Annotated in this window: 17 protein-coding genes; 1 reads left to right on the top strand and 16 read right to left on the bottom strand. The window is 41.3% G+C overall.

All coding sequences use genetic code 11. The annotated features are described in order from the left end of the window. The first annotated feature begins 23 nt into the window (after nucleotides 1–23). Nucleotides 24–371: a DUF1516 family protein gene (locus OKIT_RS05265; protein ID WP_241778165.1), complete on the top strand. Its 348-nt coding sequence runs from the start codon at nucleotides 24–26 to the stop codon at nucleotides 369–371. Nucleotides 372–427: 56 nt separating this feature from the next. On the opposite strand, the gene OKIT_RS05260 is transcribed toward OKIT_RS05265, so the two are convergent. From OKIT_RS05260 to OKIT_RS05185, 16 genes are all read right to left on the bottom strand, one after another. After that, nucleotides 428–1,642 carry a phosphoglycerate kinase gene (locus OKIT_RS05260; protein WP_007745929.1) on the bottom strand — a complete coding sequence of 405 codons (1,215 nt, stop codon included), beginning with the start codon at nucleotides 1,640–1,642 and terminating at the stop codon, nucleotides 428–430. A gap of 172 nt (nucleotides 1,643–1,814) precedes the next feature. Then, nucleotides 1,815–2,132: a heavy metal-binding domain-containing protein gene (locus OKIT_RS05255; RefSeq protein ID WP_007745928.1), complete on the bottom strand. Its 318-nt coding sequence runs from the start codon at nucleotides 2,130–2,132 to the stop codon at nucleotides 1,815–1,817. 35 nt (nucleotides 2,133–2,167) lie between these two features. Continuing rightward, nucleotides 2,168–3,484: a glucose-6-phosphate isomerase gene (locus OKIT_RS05250; RefSeq protein ID WP_007745927.1), complete on the bottom strand. Its 1,317-nt coding sequence runs from the start codon at nucleotides 3,482–3,484 to the stop codon at nucleotides 2,168–2,170. Between the two features lie 10 nt (nucleotides 3,485–3,494). Next, nucleotides 3,495–5,300: a glutamine--fructose-6-phosphate transaminase (isomerizing) gene (gene glmS, locus OKIT_RS05245; RefSeq protein ID WP_007745925.1), complete on the bottom strand. Its 1,806-nt coding sequence runs from the start codon at nucleotides 5,298–5,300 to the stop codon at nucleotides 3,495–3,497. 108 nt (nucleotides 5,301–5,408) lie between these two features. Next, entirely contained in the window at nucleotides 5,409–6,311 is a 903-nt protein-coding gene (locus OKIT_RS05240) for a DMT family transporter (protein WP_028291671.1), read from the bottom strand. Next, a complete protein-coding gene (locus OKIT_RS05235; RefSeq protein ID WP_007745921.1) occupies nucleotides 6,311–7,399 on the bottom strand; it encodes an ABC transporter substrate-binding protein in 1,089 nt (362 codons plus the stop codon). The genes OKIT_RS05240 and OKIT_RS05235 overlap by 1 nt, the downstream gene beginning before the upstream one ends. Beyond that, complete coding sequence (locus OKIT_RS05230; protein ID WP_007745914.1) at nucleotides 7,396–8,202, bottom strand: ABC transporter permease; 807 nt, start codon at nucleotides 8,200–8,202, stop codon at nucleotides 7,396–7,398. The genes OKIT_RS05235 and OKIT_RS05230 overlap by 4 nt, the downstream gene beginning before the upstream one ends. Further along, complete coding sequence (locus tag OKIT_RS05225) at nucleotides 8,199–9,020, bottom strand: ABC transporter permease (RefSeq protein ID WP_007745912.1); 822 nt, start codon at nucleotides 9,018–9,020, stop codon at nucleotides 8,199–8,201. The genes OKIT_RS05230 and OKIT_RS05225 overlap by 4 nt, the downstream gene beginning before the upstream one ends. Then, a complete protein-coding gene (locus OKIT_RS05220) occupies nucleotides 9,017–10,123 on the bottom strand; it encodes an ABC transporter ATP-binding protein (protein WP_007745911.1) in 1,107 nt (368 codons plus the stop codon). The genes OKIT_RS05225 and OKIT_RS05220 overlap by 4 nt, the downstream gene beginning before the upstream one ends. Nucleotides 10,124–10,241: 118 nt before the next feature. After that, nucleotides 10,242–10,634, bottom strand: a complete 393-nt coding sequence (gene rpsI / locus OKIT_RS05215) for a 30S ribosomal protein S9 (RefSeq protein WP_007745910.1) — start codon at nucleotides 10,632–10,634, stop codon at nucleotides 10,242–10,244. Nucleotides 10,635–10,652: 18 nt separating this feature from the next. Beyond that, a complete protein-coding gene (rplM, locus tag OKIT_RS05210; protein WP_007745909.1) occupies nucleotides 10,653–11,099 on the bottom strand; it encodes a 50S ribosomal protein L13 in 447 nt (148 codons plus the stop codon). 93 nt (nucleotides 11,100–11,192) lie between these two features. Then, nucleotides 11,193–12,044, bottom strand: a complete 852-nt coding sequence (locus tag OKIT_RS05205) for an SseB family protein (protein WP_007745908.1) — start codon at nucleotides 12,042–12,044, stop codon at nucleotides 11,193–11,195. Then, nucleotides 12,028–12,786, bottom strand: coding sequence for a tRNA pseudouridine(38-40) synthase TruA (truA, locus tag OKIT_RS05200; protein ID WP_007745906.1), 759 nt, complete (start codon nucleotides 12,784–12,786; stop codon nucleotides 12,028–12,030). The genes OKIT_RS05205 and truA overlap by 17 nt, the downstream gene beginning before the upstream one ends. A 4-nt stretch (nucleotides 12,787–12,790) precedes the next feature. Then, nucleotides 12,791–13,582 (bottom strand): energy-coupling factor transporter transmembrane component T family protein, encoded by a 792-nt coding sequence (locus OKIT_RS05195; RefSeq protein ID WP_007745904.1) that lies wholly within the window; start codon nucleotides 13,580–13,582, stop codon nucleotides 12,791–12,793. After that, nucleotides 13,575–14,390, bottom strand: coding sequence for an energy-coupling factor ABC transporter ATP-binding protein (locus tag OKIT_RS05190; protein WP_007745902.1), 816 nt, complete (start codon nucleotides 14,388–14,390; stop codon nucleotides 13,575–13,577). The genes OKIT_RS05195 and OKIT_RS05190 overlap by 8 nt, the downstream gene beginning before the upstream one ends. Continuing rightward, on the bottom strand, nucleotides 14,366–15,166 hold the full coding sequence (locus OKIT_RS05185; protein WP_007745901.1) for an ATP-binding cassette domain-containing protein: 801 nt from the start codon (nucleotides 15,164–15,166) through the stop codon (nucleotides 14,366–14,368). The genes OKIT_RS05190 and OKIT_RS05185 overlap by 25 nt, the downstream gene beginning before the upstream one ends. Between the last annotated feature and the right edge of the window lie 76 nt (nucleotides 15,167–15,242).

Genomic DNA, 15,242 nt, shown 5'->3' with positions numbered 1-15,242 from the left:
TAAAGGGTTAAAATTGACTTATTATGATGCAAACAATACTTGGGATCCATATTCTTTCTGCTCTTGCGATTGCAGTCTTCGCTACGGCTTCATTAATTCTGCCACTTGAGAAAGATCACATGGTCGTTTTAATCAGCAGAATTATTTATCTGCCACTCTTCATCACAGGGCTGATATTGGCATTTCGAACCGTCCACACACAGCCAGTCATGACAATTTTGAAAATAGCAATTGTGCTTGCTTTTGTGGCTTTGCTAGAAATTACCCTAGCCAATAAATTGAAGCATCGACCTGGTGTCATCTTCTTGACGCTAATTGCAGCATTATTTTTCTTAGCAGCCCTATTCGGCATTATTCTTTTCTTTAATTGAAATTAAGGGCAAATAAAAACCCGTGTGAGCTATGCTTCACACGGGTTTTTAAATTATTATTTATCCGAAATCGCAGCAATTCCAGGAAGTGTCTTACCTTCCAGATATTCCAAGCTAGCACCGCCGCCAGTTGAAATATGAGTGAACTGATCAGCAATACCTAACTGTGCAACAGCAGCAGTGGAATCGCCACCGCCGACAATAGTCGTTGCTCCCTCAGCAGTTAAGGAACCAATAAACTTGCCTAATTCCAATGTGCCGTTTGCAAAGTGGCTCATTTCAAAAACGCCCATAGGCCCATTCCAAACAACTGTTTTGGCACCCTTTAACGTGTTTTCAAATTTTTTGATCGTCTTAGGCCCAATATCAAGACCCATCCAGCCATCTGCAATGCCATTCTCAAATACCTTGGTTGGCACATCATTAGCAAAACTTTCAGCAGAAACAGAATCTTCTGGAAGCACCAGTTTGTCGCCAGCTTCAGCCATAATTTCTTTGGCTAAATCAACTTTATCTGCCTCAAACAACGAATTTCCAATAGAAACTCCGCGAGCAGAAGAGAAGGTATAGCTCATGCCGCCGCCAACGATCACTTGGTCGGCTTTCGCAAGCAAATTCTTGATGACTTCAATTTTATCTGAAACTTTCGCACCGCCCAAAACAGCTACAAAAGGACGCTTTGGCTGATTAACGGCAACATCAAGATATTTAATCTCTTTTTCCATCAAGAAGCCCGCAGCCGTTTTTGAAACGTTAGAGGCGATACCGACATTAGACGCATGTGACCGATGAGCTGTACCGAAAGCATCGTTGATAAACACATCATCACCCAAACCTGCCCAATACTTTCCTAGCTCAGGCGCATTGCCAGATTCGCGTTTGACATAGTTGCCATCAGCATCAACATCTTCATAACGGGTATTTTCGACCATGAGGACCTGGCCTTCTTTTAAAGCGTTAACAGCATCTTCAAGTTCACTGCCTTCAGTCTTTCCGGGAAAAACAACTTCCTGTCCAAGCAGCTCGCCCAAGTGCTTGGCAACTGGAGCCAAACTCAGCCCCGGCTTATCCTCAGCCTTTTTCACACGGCCAAGATGACTGAACAAAATGGCCTTGCCGCCTTGTTCCAGAACGTATTTAATCGTCGGCAGTGCAGCCACGACACGATTATCATTACCAATTACACCATCTTTGATCGGCACGTTGAAATCCACGCGCATTAAAACTTTTTTACCTTTTAAATCAAGGTCTTTTACAGTTAATTTTGCCATTTGGCCTCCTTGCATACTATTCTATTATAGTGTAAAAACTCACAATTCAGAAACTTTTACAAAAAATCGTAGTGATAGATTCTAGCGTTTCATCATAATTTAAACCGAAAATAATGCTTAGAAAAAAGGTTCCTATTTTTCCAGGAGCCTTTTCAAGCAAAATAATTAAAAACTACAATTTTGACACTTTAACCGCTGTTCCATAAGCAACAACACTCATAATGCCGTTAGCTTCATTGGAATCAAAACGCATCATCGTGACGGCATCTGCACCCATCGCAGCGGCATTATCTTTTAAACGCCCAATCGATTCCTGGCGCGCTTGATCCTGCAACTGTGTCCAAGTGACGACCTCGCCGCCAACTAACGTCTTCAAACCAGCTCCGAATGTCCGGACAATATTTCTGCTCCTGGTAGTTAATCCAAAGACTTCGCCTAATGTTTCATCAATTTGGTAACCAGCAATATTTTCAGTAGTAGCAACAATCATCGAACCCTCCAGATGCTTTAAATGCATTAAAATTTTTAGTCAGTATAACCGGGTTTGCCCAAAATTCTAAACATGTTTGTCTTGTAAACCTCAACACCAGGCTGATTGAAAGGATTGATAGCATTCAAATAACCAGAAACTGCAACCGCCGCTTCAAAGAAGTAAATGAGGTTCCCTAAATTAAATTCGTCCAAATCATCCAGTTGCAGCAGGATATTGGGAACTCCAGCTGAAGTATGTGCCTGAGCCGTCGCAGTCAAAGCAGCTTCATTCACCTCTTTCATTGGCTTATTCAGTATATAATCCAAATGGTCTGTATTATCGTCAGCCTGCGGCACAACACGGTCACTGATTGGCTTTGTGATATCCAAAATTGTCTCAAAAAGAATCTTTTTGCCATCCTGAATATACTGACCAATTGAATGCAGATCAGTCGAGAAAATAGCTGAAGTTGGATAAATACCCTTATTATCCTTGCCTTCGGACTCAGCCATCAATTGTTTCCACCATTCAAACAAATATCTGAATTGTGGTTCATAGCCAACGATCGTCTCAACATCAAATCCTTTGCGATAAAGGATATTGCGGTAAATCGCATACAAAATTGAAGGTTTGGCCAAAATGTCTTCGTCTTTGGCGAAATCTTCTTGAGCAGCTTTAGCACCATCCATCAATTTTTTGATATCAATCCCAGCAACAGCAATTGGCAAAAGGCCAACAGCACTGAGAACGGAATAACGTCCGCCAATACCATCAGGCACAACAAAGCGTTCATAACCGTTTTCCTTGGCCACATCCAATAAAGCGCCCTTATGTGCATCAGTTGTAGCAAAAATTCGTTTTGCAGCAGCATCCTTGCCATACTTCTTTTCGATTAAAGCTTTGAAAACACGAAAAGCAATCGCAGGCTCGGTTGTTGTACCTGACTTCGAAATAACATTGATGGAAAAATCGCGATCCCCAATCAAATCAATGACATCATCTATATATCTGCCAGAAGCCGAGGTGCCGACAAAATAAATCTCAGGCAGACCGGTTTTAGCCGCCTGCTCGTTATGAAATTCGGACTTCAAAAATTCAATAACAGCACGCGCCCCTAAATAAGAACCGCCAATCCCGATCACAACGAGAACTTTTGAATCAGATTTTATTTTATCCGAAGCTTTCAAGATTCTAGCAAACTCATCTTGATCATAATCTGTCGGTAGAGTTAACCAATCTTCCATCTCATTGCCAACTCCGCTGCGAGCCAACAATGTGTCCCGAGCTAAGCCAGCTGCAGGCTTTAACAATTCGACTTCAGAATCATCGACAAACCCCTTTAAATAATCTTTTTTGAAAGTAACTTTCATAAATTTATCCTCACTGTACAGTTACGGATTTTGCTAGGTTGCGCGGATGATCAACATCCAACTTTCGGCCTAATGATGTGTAATATGCCAAAAGCTGAATTGGAATCGCTTCCAGAATCGGACCAAACATTTCCATCTCGCCAGTTAACTCCGGCAAAATAATTTCGTCATTTGCACTAGCAAGATTTTTGGTCGCAATCGTCATTGTTTTCGCACCGCGAGCTATCGTCTCTTCAAGATTAGACCGCGTCAAACCAGCCGTTTTCGATTGCGAAATCAAGCCAATTACCGGCGTGCCATGTTCAATCAGGGAAATCGTTCCGTGCTTTAACTCTCCGGCTGCAAAACCCTCAACTAAAGTATAGGATATTTCTTTCAGTTTTAACGCAGCTTCCAAAGTTACATCGGCATCTGCACCACGGCCGATGTAAAAAGCTCGATCTGCGTTTACCAAATAATCATCTGCTAAAGCTTTGATATGGTCTTTGCCATCAATCACCGCCTGCATATCAACGGCTAAACGGCTCAGCTGCCCCTGTAGGTCAGTGTGTCCACCTGCCAAAGCTGCAGCTAAAATGATTTGAGTAATAATTTGGGCAGTATAGGCCTTGGTTGAGGCCACAGCAATTTCAGGGCCGGCTAACAAAGGCAGAGCAAAATCCACATCACGCGTCAAAGTCGAATTCATCACATTGGCCAAAGTCAGACTTGCATAATGTGCTTTTTTGACGAATTCCAGCACCTGAATACTGTCAGCTGTTTCACCAGACTGACTGATAAAAATGAAAAATGGATTTTTAGAAATCAAAGGATGATCGTAAGCAAATTCAGAGGCGATATGAACTTCAGTCGGAATCCCCGCCCATTTTTCGAAGAAACGCCTGCCAATCAATCCAGCATGATAACTAGTACCGGCAGCGATAATATATAAACGATCTGCCTGCTTAATGCTTTTTAAAATTGCAGCGTCAATGTGCGGTATGCCGTCAACAAAATAATGCTTGATTAAATGGCGCGCGACAGTTGCCTGCTCATCAATCTCTTTTAGCATAAAGAAGGGGTAAGCACCCTTTTCAGCAGCCTGCGGATCAATATTTAAATGAAAGGGTTTGCGTGTAAACGACTTGCCTTGCTCGTTATATAATTTCACATCTGTTTTTGAAACAATCGCAATCTCGCCATCCTGCAGCTCAATAAAATCTTTTGTCAGACTCAGCATCGCCGTTGCATCTGACGTCACGACATTTGCACTCTTTGAAACACCAACCAATAAAGGACTCTTAGATTTTGCCGTATATAGCAAATCAGGTGTTTTCGTATCAACTAGCAAAAAAGCATATGACGAATCATCGTTTAGCAGATTAATCATTTTGCGAAAAGCAGCTAATGTCGATAACCCCTCTGCTGCGAACTTGCCAACCAGCTGTACTGCAACCTCTGTATCGGTCTGGGATTTAAAAACCACATCCGACAAATAAGTTTGCTTGAGTTCTTTGTAGTTTTCGATCACGCCATTGTGTACCAAATAATATCTGCCATCATCACTAACGTGAGGATGTGCATTAGCAACACTCGGCTCACCGTGCGTTGCCCAACGTGTGTGCGCAATTCCTGAAGTGCCGTGTAATTGATAATGCTTAGTCTTATCCTCAAGGTCTTTAACCCGGCCTTTTTCTTTGACCAGCATATCGCGTCCATCATCTGTATGAACATAAACACCGGCCGAATCATAACCGCGATACTCCAACTTTTCCAGTCCGCTTAACAAGAACGGCAATGCTTCATTAATACCTGTATATCCAATGATTCCGCACATATTTTAACTCCTAAATAAAAATTTCTTTCGAATACCGCCTTTTAGGATAACGGAAAAAAAAGAAGAAATCAGAAAACATGGAACTTAAAGAAACATTGGTATAGTCCGTTAGCGAACACGTTGATGCTTAAATGCCTGCAGACACATCATTAAGAGAATTAAGCCAGATCCTAACACGTCAATCCCTTGAACGGCCAAATGCAGGAGAGTGATACTCAAGATTGCTGCTGTTAATGGCTCAACTGCCGAAAGCAGGCTCATCGTTGTGGCACCAACTAAATGCAGGCTTAAAAACCACATTGCCGTTCCAAAAGCTGTGCTGACAATCGTAAAGAAAATCAACAAAAACCAATTAACTCCCGACATTTTGGGAACATGCTCAAAAAAAGGCCGGTAGCAATTAAACAAGATACCTGAAACGAATAGCGACAATGCTGTAACGGGCAGCGGACCGTATTTGCTAACAAGTTTAATCGGATAGATAGTAGCAAAGGCGTAGACTAAAGCGGCAAAAAGTCCCCAGAACAAGCCTGCTGAAGATAATTGCAAATGGCCGATCCGACCATGGGTGACCAATAAAAATGTACCCGCTAGTGCAACAATTAGTGAAAGCAAGTCGATCCTTTGCGGCAAATGGTGCTGAACAATCACGTAAAAGAAAATGACAAATAGCAGGCTGAGAGAAGTCAAGATAGTTGCCAATGCCGCGTTTGATTCAGAAATCGCAATAATGTAACTATATTGCGACATGAAGTCGCCAAAAATCATAAAAACAATTAAACGCCAACGAACGCTTTTATCTTTGATCAAGTTAAACAAATTTTGACGATCAAAGACTAATACATAGATAAATAAAGCCAGCCCAGCAAAAAACAGGCGAATGGATAAAACCCAATTAACATCCATTCCAACCTGATCAAACAAATATTGTGTGACAACACCATTTAAGCCCCATAAAAAAGGTCCCAACACGGCGTAAAACAGACCGAACCGCTTTCGACTACTTACCATCAGCGATTCGTCATCTTGAATTCCAAGAACAAGTCGTTATAAATCTGAGTCCAGCGTGAACCTAAATCTGAATAAACCTCCAAGTGTTTAATTGTCTGGTCGTCTGGATAGAACTGCCGATCACTCGTAACTGATTTAGGCAATAGCTTGACTGCACCTTTGTTAGGAGTCGCATATTCAACATACTCAGCGTTTTGGGCAGCGTTCTTTGGTTCAGACATGAAATTCAGGAATTTATAGATGGCTGTAAAGTGCTTTGCAGTCCTGGGAATGGCAAGATTATCAAACCATAAATTCGATCCCTCGCTAGGAACCACATAATGCAAATGCTTGTTTTGAGCAATCATCTCAGCCGCCTGTCCAGACCAGCTGATGCCGATAGGTGCTTCTTCTTGAGCTAAATACATAACCATTTCATCAGCTAAAATAGCTTTGACATTCGGCATCAAGGCGTCCAGTTTTGCCTTGGCAGCCAAAACATCCGGCATACGCTTGCTATTCACAGACTTATTCATCGAAATCAAAGACAAACCGAAAGCATCACGCGACGAATCAACTAAGAGGATCTTATCTCTAAAACGGCTTGACCATAATTGATCCCAATGCGAAACCTCAGATTTTTTGACAAATTTATCGTTGTAAATGATCCCCAAGGTCCCCCAAAAATATGGAATTGAGTATTTATTGTGCGGATCAAAAGCATCATTTAAGAAACGCGGATCATAATATTTAAAACCTGTAAAACGTTTTTTATCAATTGGAACAAGCAAATGCTCCTTGCGCATTTTTTCAACCATATATTCCGAAGGAACGATAATATCATACGCTGTGCCGCCTTGGCGAACCTTTGTATACATGGCTTCGTTGGAATCAAAAGTCTCGTAGTTGACTTGATAACCAGTTTCTTTCGTAAATTTCTTAACCAAAGCCGGATCAATATAATCGCCCCAATTGTAAATATTCAAAACTTTTGTTTTGCCGGATGATCCTGCTGCAGCATTTTCTTTAGCAACAAGATAGCGTTGAAAAGCAAAAAGTCCCAAAATAACCAAAATTAATGCAAAGAAGGCCGATAAAATTTTTTTCATTTCGTGACCTCCAAATCAGGTGTTCTTTTTTTATTCCCAGACCTAGAAATAAAATAATAAACGAGAACTAGAGCTAGGCTGACAAGAAACATGAGTGCAGATAACGCATTAATTTCCAAACTAATCCCCTCTCGGGCACGAGAATAAATTTCGACTGACAAAGTTGAAAAACCATTGCCCGTGACAAAGAAAGTGACCGCAAAATCATCCAAAGAATAGGTTAAAGCCATGAAAAATCCAGCCATTATACCGGAAGAAATGTAAGGCAGTGTGATTTTGCTAAGAACTTGCAACGGACTAGCTCCTAAATCCTCAGCAGCTTCAGCTAATGCCGGTGGCATTTCTTGCAGCCTTGGCAGAACCATTAAGACGACAATCGGAATACTGAAAGCAATATGGCTTAACAGCACCGAAATAAAGCCCAAGGATAAGCCGACAGCTGTGAAAAAGATCAGAAAACTAGCACCGATAATAACATCCGGGCTCACCAATAAGACAGAGTTCAAGTTGAGCAAAATGTTTTTATTAATCTGCTTTTTGGCATACTTGATCCACAGAGCACCAAGCGTTCCAATCGCCGTTGCTAATAAAGAGGACAAAAAGGCGACGATCAATGTATCAACCAAAATTTCGATCATGCGTGTATCAGCCCAGAGCTCATTGTAATGTACCAGCGAAAAACCGTTCCAGCCCGTCATATAATCGCCTGAATTAAACGAATATAGGATGAGATAAAAAATAGGTGCATACAGGAGAACGAAAATGACAAAAAGATAAAGGTTGCTGAATTTAAATTTTTTCATAAACGGCCTCCTCGACGCAGAATGGTCTTTTTACGATCGCGTGTCAGTATCATAGTTGCAACCATAGCAATAATCAGAATCACACCAATTGTAGAACCCATATGCCAATTCTGAGTGGTTAAAAAATGCTCCTCAATCGCCGTACCTAATGTAATCACGCGATTACCACCAATCAAGCGCGTAATCATGAAGAGACTTAATGACGGAATAAAGACAGACTGCACACCAGACTTAACTCCCGGCATAGATAGAGGCACGATAAGACGCCACAAAGTCTGCCAAGAGTTAGCTCCCAAATCACGACTGGCCTGTATCAGGTCCTTATCCATATCGTTTAAAACGTTAAAAATAGGAAGAATCATAAAGGGAATTTCAATATAACTCGAGACTAGGATAAAACTGGCATTTGTAAACAGCAGCTGCTGCGGCGCAATTCCGAGTAAGGCGATAAACGAATTAGCGGTGCCATCTCGCGATAAAATTCCGATAAAAGCATAAGCCTTCAACAATAGGTTGATCCAGGTGGGCAAAATGACCAGCAGAAGCCAAAATTGGCGGTTTTTCAAATTTGCCAAAAAATAAGCTGTCGGGTATGAAATCACTAACGTGATAACCGTAATCAAAAATGCATACACGACCGAATTCAGCGTCATTCTCAGATAGGTACCAGAAGCAAAATAAGCTGCAAAATTAGCCAAAGTCAAATGTCCTGAGGCATTGGTCATGGCCTGAAAAAATAAAAGCAGTAATGGAATGACCACAAAAAAAGCCAGCCATAAGGTATATGGAATTGAAAAAAGCAGTTTTTCTTTTTTCATTGATCTTCGCCCTCGTAGGATTCCAAACGAGCGTCAAAATCCTCTTCTGACTCATTCAAACGCATAATGTGTATATCCTCAGGATCAAACTTAAGCCCACGTCTCTGCCCAATTTTGGCCGGATTTGTCGCCTGAACGGCCCACTCATTGCCAGCATCGTCAATGGCAGTGATTTCATAAAAATCTCCTCTGAATGATTGATCATCAATCGTGACCTGAAGTTTGCCACGACTCGGAACAACGATATCCAAATCTTCAGGACGAATCACTACTTCAACACGCTCATTGGGGCGCATACCAGCATCCACATTCTTGAAATCTTTTCCTGCAAAACTAACTAGATTGTCTTCCTTCATAATGCCGGGGACAATATTAGCCTCGCCAATAAAGTCAGCCACAAAATGATTGATCGGCTCATCATAAATGTCCACAGGCGAACCTGACTGCTGTATGCGGCCATCGTCAATAACAAAAATCCAGTCCGACATGGCCAAAGCTTCCTCTTGGTCATGTGTCACAAAAATAAATGTGATGCCTAAACGCTGCTGTAGTTCACGTAATTCATACTGCATTTCTTTACGTAATTTATAATCCAAGGCTGACAAGGGTTCATCCAATAAAAGAACTTTCGGTTCATTTGCCAGAGCCCTTGCGATCGCAACACGCTGCTGCTGTCCACCTGAAATTTCCGAGATCTCTCTATCGGCTAAATCATCCATTTTCACAAGTTTTAGCATCGATTTAACTAAATCGTCGATCTTCTTTTTGGAAAATCCTTTAATCGATGGGCCAAAAGCCACGTTGTCATAGACGTTCATATTCGGAAAAAGTGCGTAGTTTTGAAAAACAGTATTTACTTTTCTCTGATCAGAGGGTAAACCATTAACTTTTTGGCCTTCAATCAGGATATCCCCTTCGGTTGGCTGCAAACGGCCAGCGATTAGACTCAAAATGGTCGATTTTCCTGAACCCGACGGACCTAGAAGTGTGTAAAATTTACCTTCCTCAATCTCGAGATCGACCTTTTTTAAAACCTTGGTCTCACCATAATCCAAGCTGACATCCTTAAATTCAATCAATGGTTGCTTTGTTTCTTCAGTCATTAATTAATCCCCTAGTCCAAATAAATTCAGATGATTACAAGTATAAAGAATATTTAATCGATTGTCATATTTTTAAGCACAAAAAAGCTCGGCAAGGGCCGAGTATGATCTGTATATATTAACGCTTACTGAACTGAGAAGCACGACGAGCCTTTTTGAGACCAGGCTTCTTACGTTCAACCATCCGAGAATCACGAGTCAGCAGACCTGCTGACTTCAAGGCTGGACGGAAATCCGGATCAACTTGAAGCAATGCTCGTGCAATACCATGACGAGTTGCGCCAGCTTGACCAGCAAAGCCGCCACCGATCACATTAACGTTGACATCGTAAGTACCATCCGTAGATGTGACTGCAAAGGGTTGAGTCACGACAGCTCTAAGGTTAGCAGCTGGGATATATTCTTCAAATGAGCGATCGTTAATTGTAATCTTGCCGCTACCAGGCGTTAAACGCACACGTGCAACAGAATTCTTGCGTCGGCCAGTTCCTGCATATTGATTATTTGCCATTATTTACCAGTTCCTTTCTTAGAGTAAATCCTTAATATCTAATTCGCGAGGCTTCTGGGCTGTCTGACCAACCTTTTCACCACTTGCATAAACATGCAGCTTCAATCCTTGAGCGCGTCCCAAGGTATTCTTTGGCAGCATGCCTTGAACAGCAAGTTCGATAAGCTTTTTTGGATTATTCTCGCGAAGATCGCCAGCTTGACGTGCTTTAAGTCCCCCAGGAAAACCAGAGTGATGATAATAATACTTATCTGTCACCTTTTTTCCAGTCAAACGAACCAAATCAGCGTTGACAACAATGACGTAATCACCGGTATCAACCGAAGGAGTAAAAGTGGGTTTGTTCTTACCGCGAAGAACTGTTGCAACAACGCTGCTTAGGCGACCCAAAGGCACGTCAGTAGCGTCAACGATATACCAATCGCGTTTAATTTCTTGTGGTTTTGCTAAAAATGTACTACGCATAATTTTTTATCCTTTTCACTACATCCGTACCAGGGCTTGGAGTAAATAAGACCGATAAATATGATACTAGTCTTTACCCCTTAATGTCAAGCCTCAGGCGTTATCTTTCTGATCCGAATCAGACAGATCCAAAATAAAATCGTTCGTTGTCGGATTCAAAACGATATTCGAAACAGCATCTCCTATGTTACCACGAATTTCCTTCAATCCTTCGGCAGGAACTGCGATAATTTCGGCATTGTCATCTTCGTTATAACCGTTCGCACTCTCAGAGAAGTACCACTGTGCCAAGTGATCCCAATCAGAAAAAATTGGCAGATAACTGATTTGAGGCTGATCTTGCTGAGACAATAAGAAAAAGTCTATTTTTTCCTGTCGGATCCTCCTCTTTTTGATACGTGTCGGCATCAGGAAAACAGCATTTGAAAGAAGAGTATTAATATTTGTGTCGTCCAATTGGTCGGCATCTAGTGCCGTTTGTAAAGCCGGGTTCTCAATTTTTTCAGTATCCTTGGTCTGCAGTTTGTAAAAACGATTCAAAGCCTCATGACTGGGCTGCTGAACGGTTAAGCCAGCATTTTCTTGATCTTTGGCCATCACCTGCTGAACAAATTGTGCTAACTGTGTTGTGGGTACAGGCAAGAAACCTTTAATAGTCGTATCGAAAAATATGACAACATCGTAAACAGGATCAGAACTCAGTCGACTAAATACTTCTAAACCTACTTGTGCAAAAAAATCTTCCGCCATTGTCATGGTCAAAAAGCGATCATATTTTTTGGTTTCGTCATTGAAAGGTGAAAATAATTGGGAGTCTTCCAGTAACTTATCAAGTTGGCGGCCATCGGGATCATCTTCAGGATGATTAATCTCGATAACAGCAATATTGGGTGTCTGATCATCCTGACCGACAAAATATTCGATTGTTTTAATCCATTGGCTCATAGTAAACCTCGTCTAAGTATAACCCAGATGCTGGGGCTGTAAAACGTGCCTGTTGGCGGTCTTTCACTTCGATTAAACGCCGAATATCATGAACCGGACGTGTTTTGTTGCCAATTTCTAATAACACACCGACCATAATTCTAATCTGGTTATACAAAAATGCATTGCCTTGAAAAATAAATAATAGCTCATCTCGATCTGGGATCGCTTGCAAACGGGCAGACGTTATCCGCCTAATCGTCGTCGCAGTCTGGTTCCCTGAAGCTGCAAAGGAAGCAAAATCATGTTCGCCTAATAAATCAGGAAGTGCTTGATTAATTCTATCTAAATCCAAATGCCAAAAATAGTGGCCAGTATAAAATCTTTTGAAAGGGTCGACGAATTTACTCGTTGACACACGATACAAGTAGCGTTTTTCATGGCTGCTCCGACGAGCATTAAAGGTAAGAGGCGCATATTCAACCTTTCGAACCAGAATATCCAATGGCAATTGACTGTTCATCCCCATCAATATCGCCCGTTCGCTTAAGTTAAAGGGAAAAACAAAATTAACGACTTGTCCGTTGGCATGAACACCCGCATCAGTTCGACTAGCACCAACAACTTTCATTGGTCGTTTGGCCATCTTCGAGACCACTTTATTCAGCTCATCTTGAACAGTCCGGCTGCCGGGACGATTTTGACTTTGAAAACCTTCAAAAGCATGCCCATCATATGAAATTGTGACCTTATAATTTTGCATAGACTTAAATAACAATCCAAAAAAGCATAACAAAGAAAACAGTTAAAATTAACCAATCCAAAATCTGAAAATGCAAATGATGAAAACTTGTTCGATTTTTTGCATTGACGAAGCCGCGTACCTCCATCGTATCAGCCAAAGCCAAAGCCTTATTAAAAGCAACGCTGATCAAGGGAATTATCATAGGAATAAGAGCTTTAACTCTTTTGATCAGCCCGCCCGTTCGGAGGCTAAGGCCTCGAGAACGTTGGGCATCAACAATGGTTGCAAATTCATCCGACAAAATTGGTACAAATCTCAAAGACATTGAAATTAAAAGCGCAAATGTTTTTGTATCCAGCCCTAACTTACCCAGTGGTTTTAAAAGGCTCGCAATACCATCGGCAATGGCCGTTGGTGCAGTGGTGGCCGTCATTAACGTTGTCACCAAAATCATAAAAAAGAATCTCAGTGCAAATATGGCCGCATTGTTTAATGCGGACATTGAAATTTTAAACCAGCCAAATTTGAAAAGAATGTCCGCCTGATTAATTGGTGGCGTCAGTAAAAATTGAACCAAAATCATGAATATAACTAGAAAAATAATTGATTTCAAACCCGACAAATAAATTTTGAAGGGGATTTTGGAAAAAATAATCCCACAAATGACAAATAAAGCTAATAGGGCGTAATCCAACCAGGATTGGGTTAAAAATAGAACAATCACAAAAAAGAAATCAATAATAATTTTTGTTCGAGGATCCAAACGGGCAATAAAAGAATCAGTTGGTATAAAGCGTCCAAATAAACTATTCATTAATTGCCTCAGCTAGCTCTTCCAGTGACAAAGGCGTCTTTTTCAATCCCAGTTGACGCGCATAATAAACGGCAGTCGGTATTTGAAGACCCTGGATATTTTTTTGGGAATATAGCTGCGCAGGGCTTTGGTCGAAAAGCAATTGGCCATCAGAAAAGAAAAACATCCTGCTTGCAAAAGGCACAAAAATATCCAAATCGTGGCTCACAACAATAATGGTCGAACCATCTTTATGAAGCTGTTCCAAAAGTTCCAGCAAATCCTTTTTAGCGTATTCATCCATTCCAGCGGTCGGCTCATCTAATAATAAATATCGTGGGTGATTCACTAAAGAACCTGCAATAGCAGCTTTGCGCATCTGCCCCACTGATAAATTAAAGACTGGCCGCTGCCAAAGTTTTTTTTCTAATCCGACACGCTCTAAGATTTCAGCGGCCTTTTTTTCAGCGACTGCTTTGCTATCCCCAAAATTTAAAGCAGAGAATGCAACATCTTCTAAAACTGTATTTGCAAAAAGTTGGCGTTGCGGAAACTGCAAAACAAAGGCAAAAAAACGGCGGATTCTCATTAGAGCTTTCTCAGAGCTTCTACGATTGACGACCTGATCTTGAAAAATGATTTGACCATCACTAGGCAAAATTAACGTATCCAATAATTTTAGGAATGTGGTTTTTCCTGAACCAGTTGAACCAGCAACGAGAATAAAATCCCCTTCGTTAATGCGCAATGATAATTTTTTTAGCGAAAAAAACTTCTCTTGAGGAAGCGTTTTATAATGGTAATTTACTTGTTGAAATTCAATAGCCATGAGATTAATTGATCGTTTGAAATCACATTCCTTGGAATTTGGGTTTGACTCGGTCGATTTTTGTTTAGCCGGTCTGCCAATTTTGATGCAAAAGTTTCGGCTAAGTGGTGCTCCTTTAAAAAAGGCCTATCAGTCATCAGCTCAATCGTTGGTCTGTCTGCAATAATTTTTCCATCCTCGAGGACCAGGATACGTTGGCTCGAAATGATTTCGTCCGCATCATGGGTAATATTAATGATTGTGAGATTAGGATCGTGCCGGTGCAGGTCGGACAACAAATGCAGAATCGATTTTCTGCCGACGGGGTCCAACATACTAGTCGCTTCATCGAAGATCAAAATATCAGCATCAATGATCAGAGCCGATCCAATCGCGATCCTTTGTTTTTGGCCACCGGACAATTGGTCCGGCAAACTTTTACCATATCCCGACATACCAACTTCATTTAAGACACGATCAATTTTCTCAGGCATCAGATCAGGACTCAGTTCTTGGTTTTCCAATCCAAATGCCAACTCATCCTCAACAGTCGCTCCGATAAATTGATCTTCTGGGTTCTGAAAAACAGCTCCCAATCGACCATTAATTTCAACAGTCCCCGCACTAGCGGTCTCTAATCCTAGGATTAAACGCATGAGCGTTGTTTTGCCTGATCCGTTTCTGCCTACAATCGAAAGCCACTCACCTTTCTCTACGGTAAGAACAAGATTATGGAAGAGCGGCAACCCATCTTCAAATGTAAAAGATAGATCATTAATTGCAATTGCTGAAGCCATCACTAGAATTTTAACAAAGGCTGACCTGAAAAAACAAAAAAGCGTAATAAAAAAGCCTCTCATTAGAAGCCTTTGA

The organism is Oenococcus kitaharae DSM 17330 (assembly GCF_000241055.1).
Taxonomy (GTDB): domain Bacteria; phylum Bacillota; class Bacilli; order Lactobacillales; family Lactobacillaceae; genus Oenococcus; species Oenococcus kitaharae.
This window is presented reverse-complemented; position numbering and strand designations above follow the sequence as displayed.

Excerpts from the sequence above, each read along its gene's own strand:
- glmS (WP_007745925.1), bottom strand. The coding sequence starts at position 5,300 with ATGTGCGGAATCATTGGATATACAGGTATTAATGAAGCATTGCCGTTC.
- OKIT_RS05250 (WP_007745927.1), bottom strand. The coding sequence starts at position 3,484 with ATGAAAGTTACTTTCAAAAAAGATTATTTAAAGGGGTTTGTCGATGAT.
- OKIT_RS05260 (WP_007745929.1), bottom strand. The coding sequence starts at position 1,642 with ATGGCAAAATTAACTGTAAAAGACCTTGATTTAAAAGGTAAAAAAGTT.
- truA (WP_007745906.1), bottom strand. The coding sequence starts at position 12,786 with ATGCAAAATTATAAGGTCACAATTTCATATGATGGGCATGCTTTTGAA.
- OKIT_RS05255 (WP_007745928.1), bottom strand. The coding sequence starts at position 2,132 with ATGATTGTTGCTACTACTGAAAATATTGCTGGTTACCAAATTGATGAA.
- OKIT_RS05230 (WP_007745914.1), bottom strand. The coding sequence starts at position 8,202 with ATGAAAAAATTTAAATTCAGCAACCTTTATCTTTTTGTCATTTTCGTT.
- OKIT_RS05185 (WP_007745901.1), bottom strand. The coding sequence starts at position 15,166 with ATGGCTTCAGCAATTGCAATTAATGATCTATCTTTTACATTTGAAGAT.
- OKIT_RS05240 (WP_028291671.1), bottom strand. The coding sequence starts at position 6,311 with ATGGTAAGTAGTCGAAAGCGGTTCGGTCTGTTTTACGCCGTGTTGGGA.
- OKIT_RS05190 (WP_007745902.1), bottom strand. The coding sequence starts at position 14,390 with ATGGCTATTGAATTTCAACAAGTAAATTACCATTATAAAACGCTTCCT.
- OKIT_RS05235 (WP_007745921.1), bottom strand. The coding sequence starts at position 7,399 with ATGAAAAAAATTTTATCGGCCTTCTTTGCATTAATTTTGGTTATTTTG.
- rplM (WP_007745909.1), bottom strand. The coding sequence starts at position 11,099 with ATGCGTAGTACATTTTTAGCAAAACCACAAGAAATTAAACGCGATTGG.
- OKIT_RS05195 (WP_007745904.1), bottom strand. The coding sequence starts at position 13,582 with ATGAATAGTTTATTTGGACGCTTTATACCAACTGATTCTTTTATTGCC.
- OKIT_RS05225 (WP_007745912.1), bottom strand. The coding sequence starts at position 9,020 with ATGAAAAAAGAAAAACTGCTTTTTTCAATTCCATATACCTTATGGCTG.
- OKIT_RS05220 (WP_007745911.1), bottom strand. The coding sequence starts at position 10,123 with ATGACTGAAGAAACAAAGCAACCATTGATTGAATTTAAGGATGTCAGC.
- OKIT_RS05265 (WP_241778165.1), top strand. The coding sequence starts at position 24 with ATGATGCAAACAATACTTGGGATCCATATTCTTTCTGCTCTTGCGATT.
- rpsI (WP_007745910.1), bottom strand. The coding sequence starts at position 10,634 with ATGGCAAATAATCAATATGCAGGAACTGGCCGACGCAAGAATTCTGTT.
- OKIT_RS05205 (WP_007745908.1), bottom strand. The coding sequence starts at position 12,044 with ATGAGCCAATGGATTAAAACAATCGAATATTTTGTCGGTCAGGATGAT.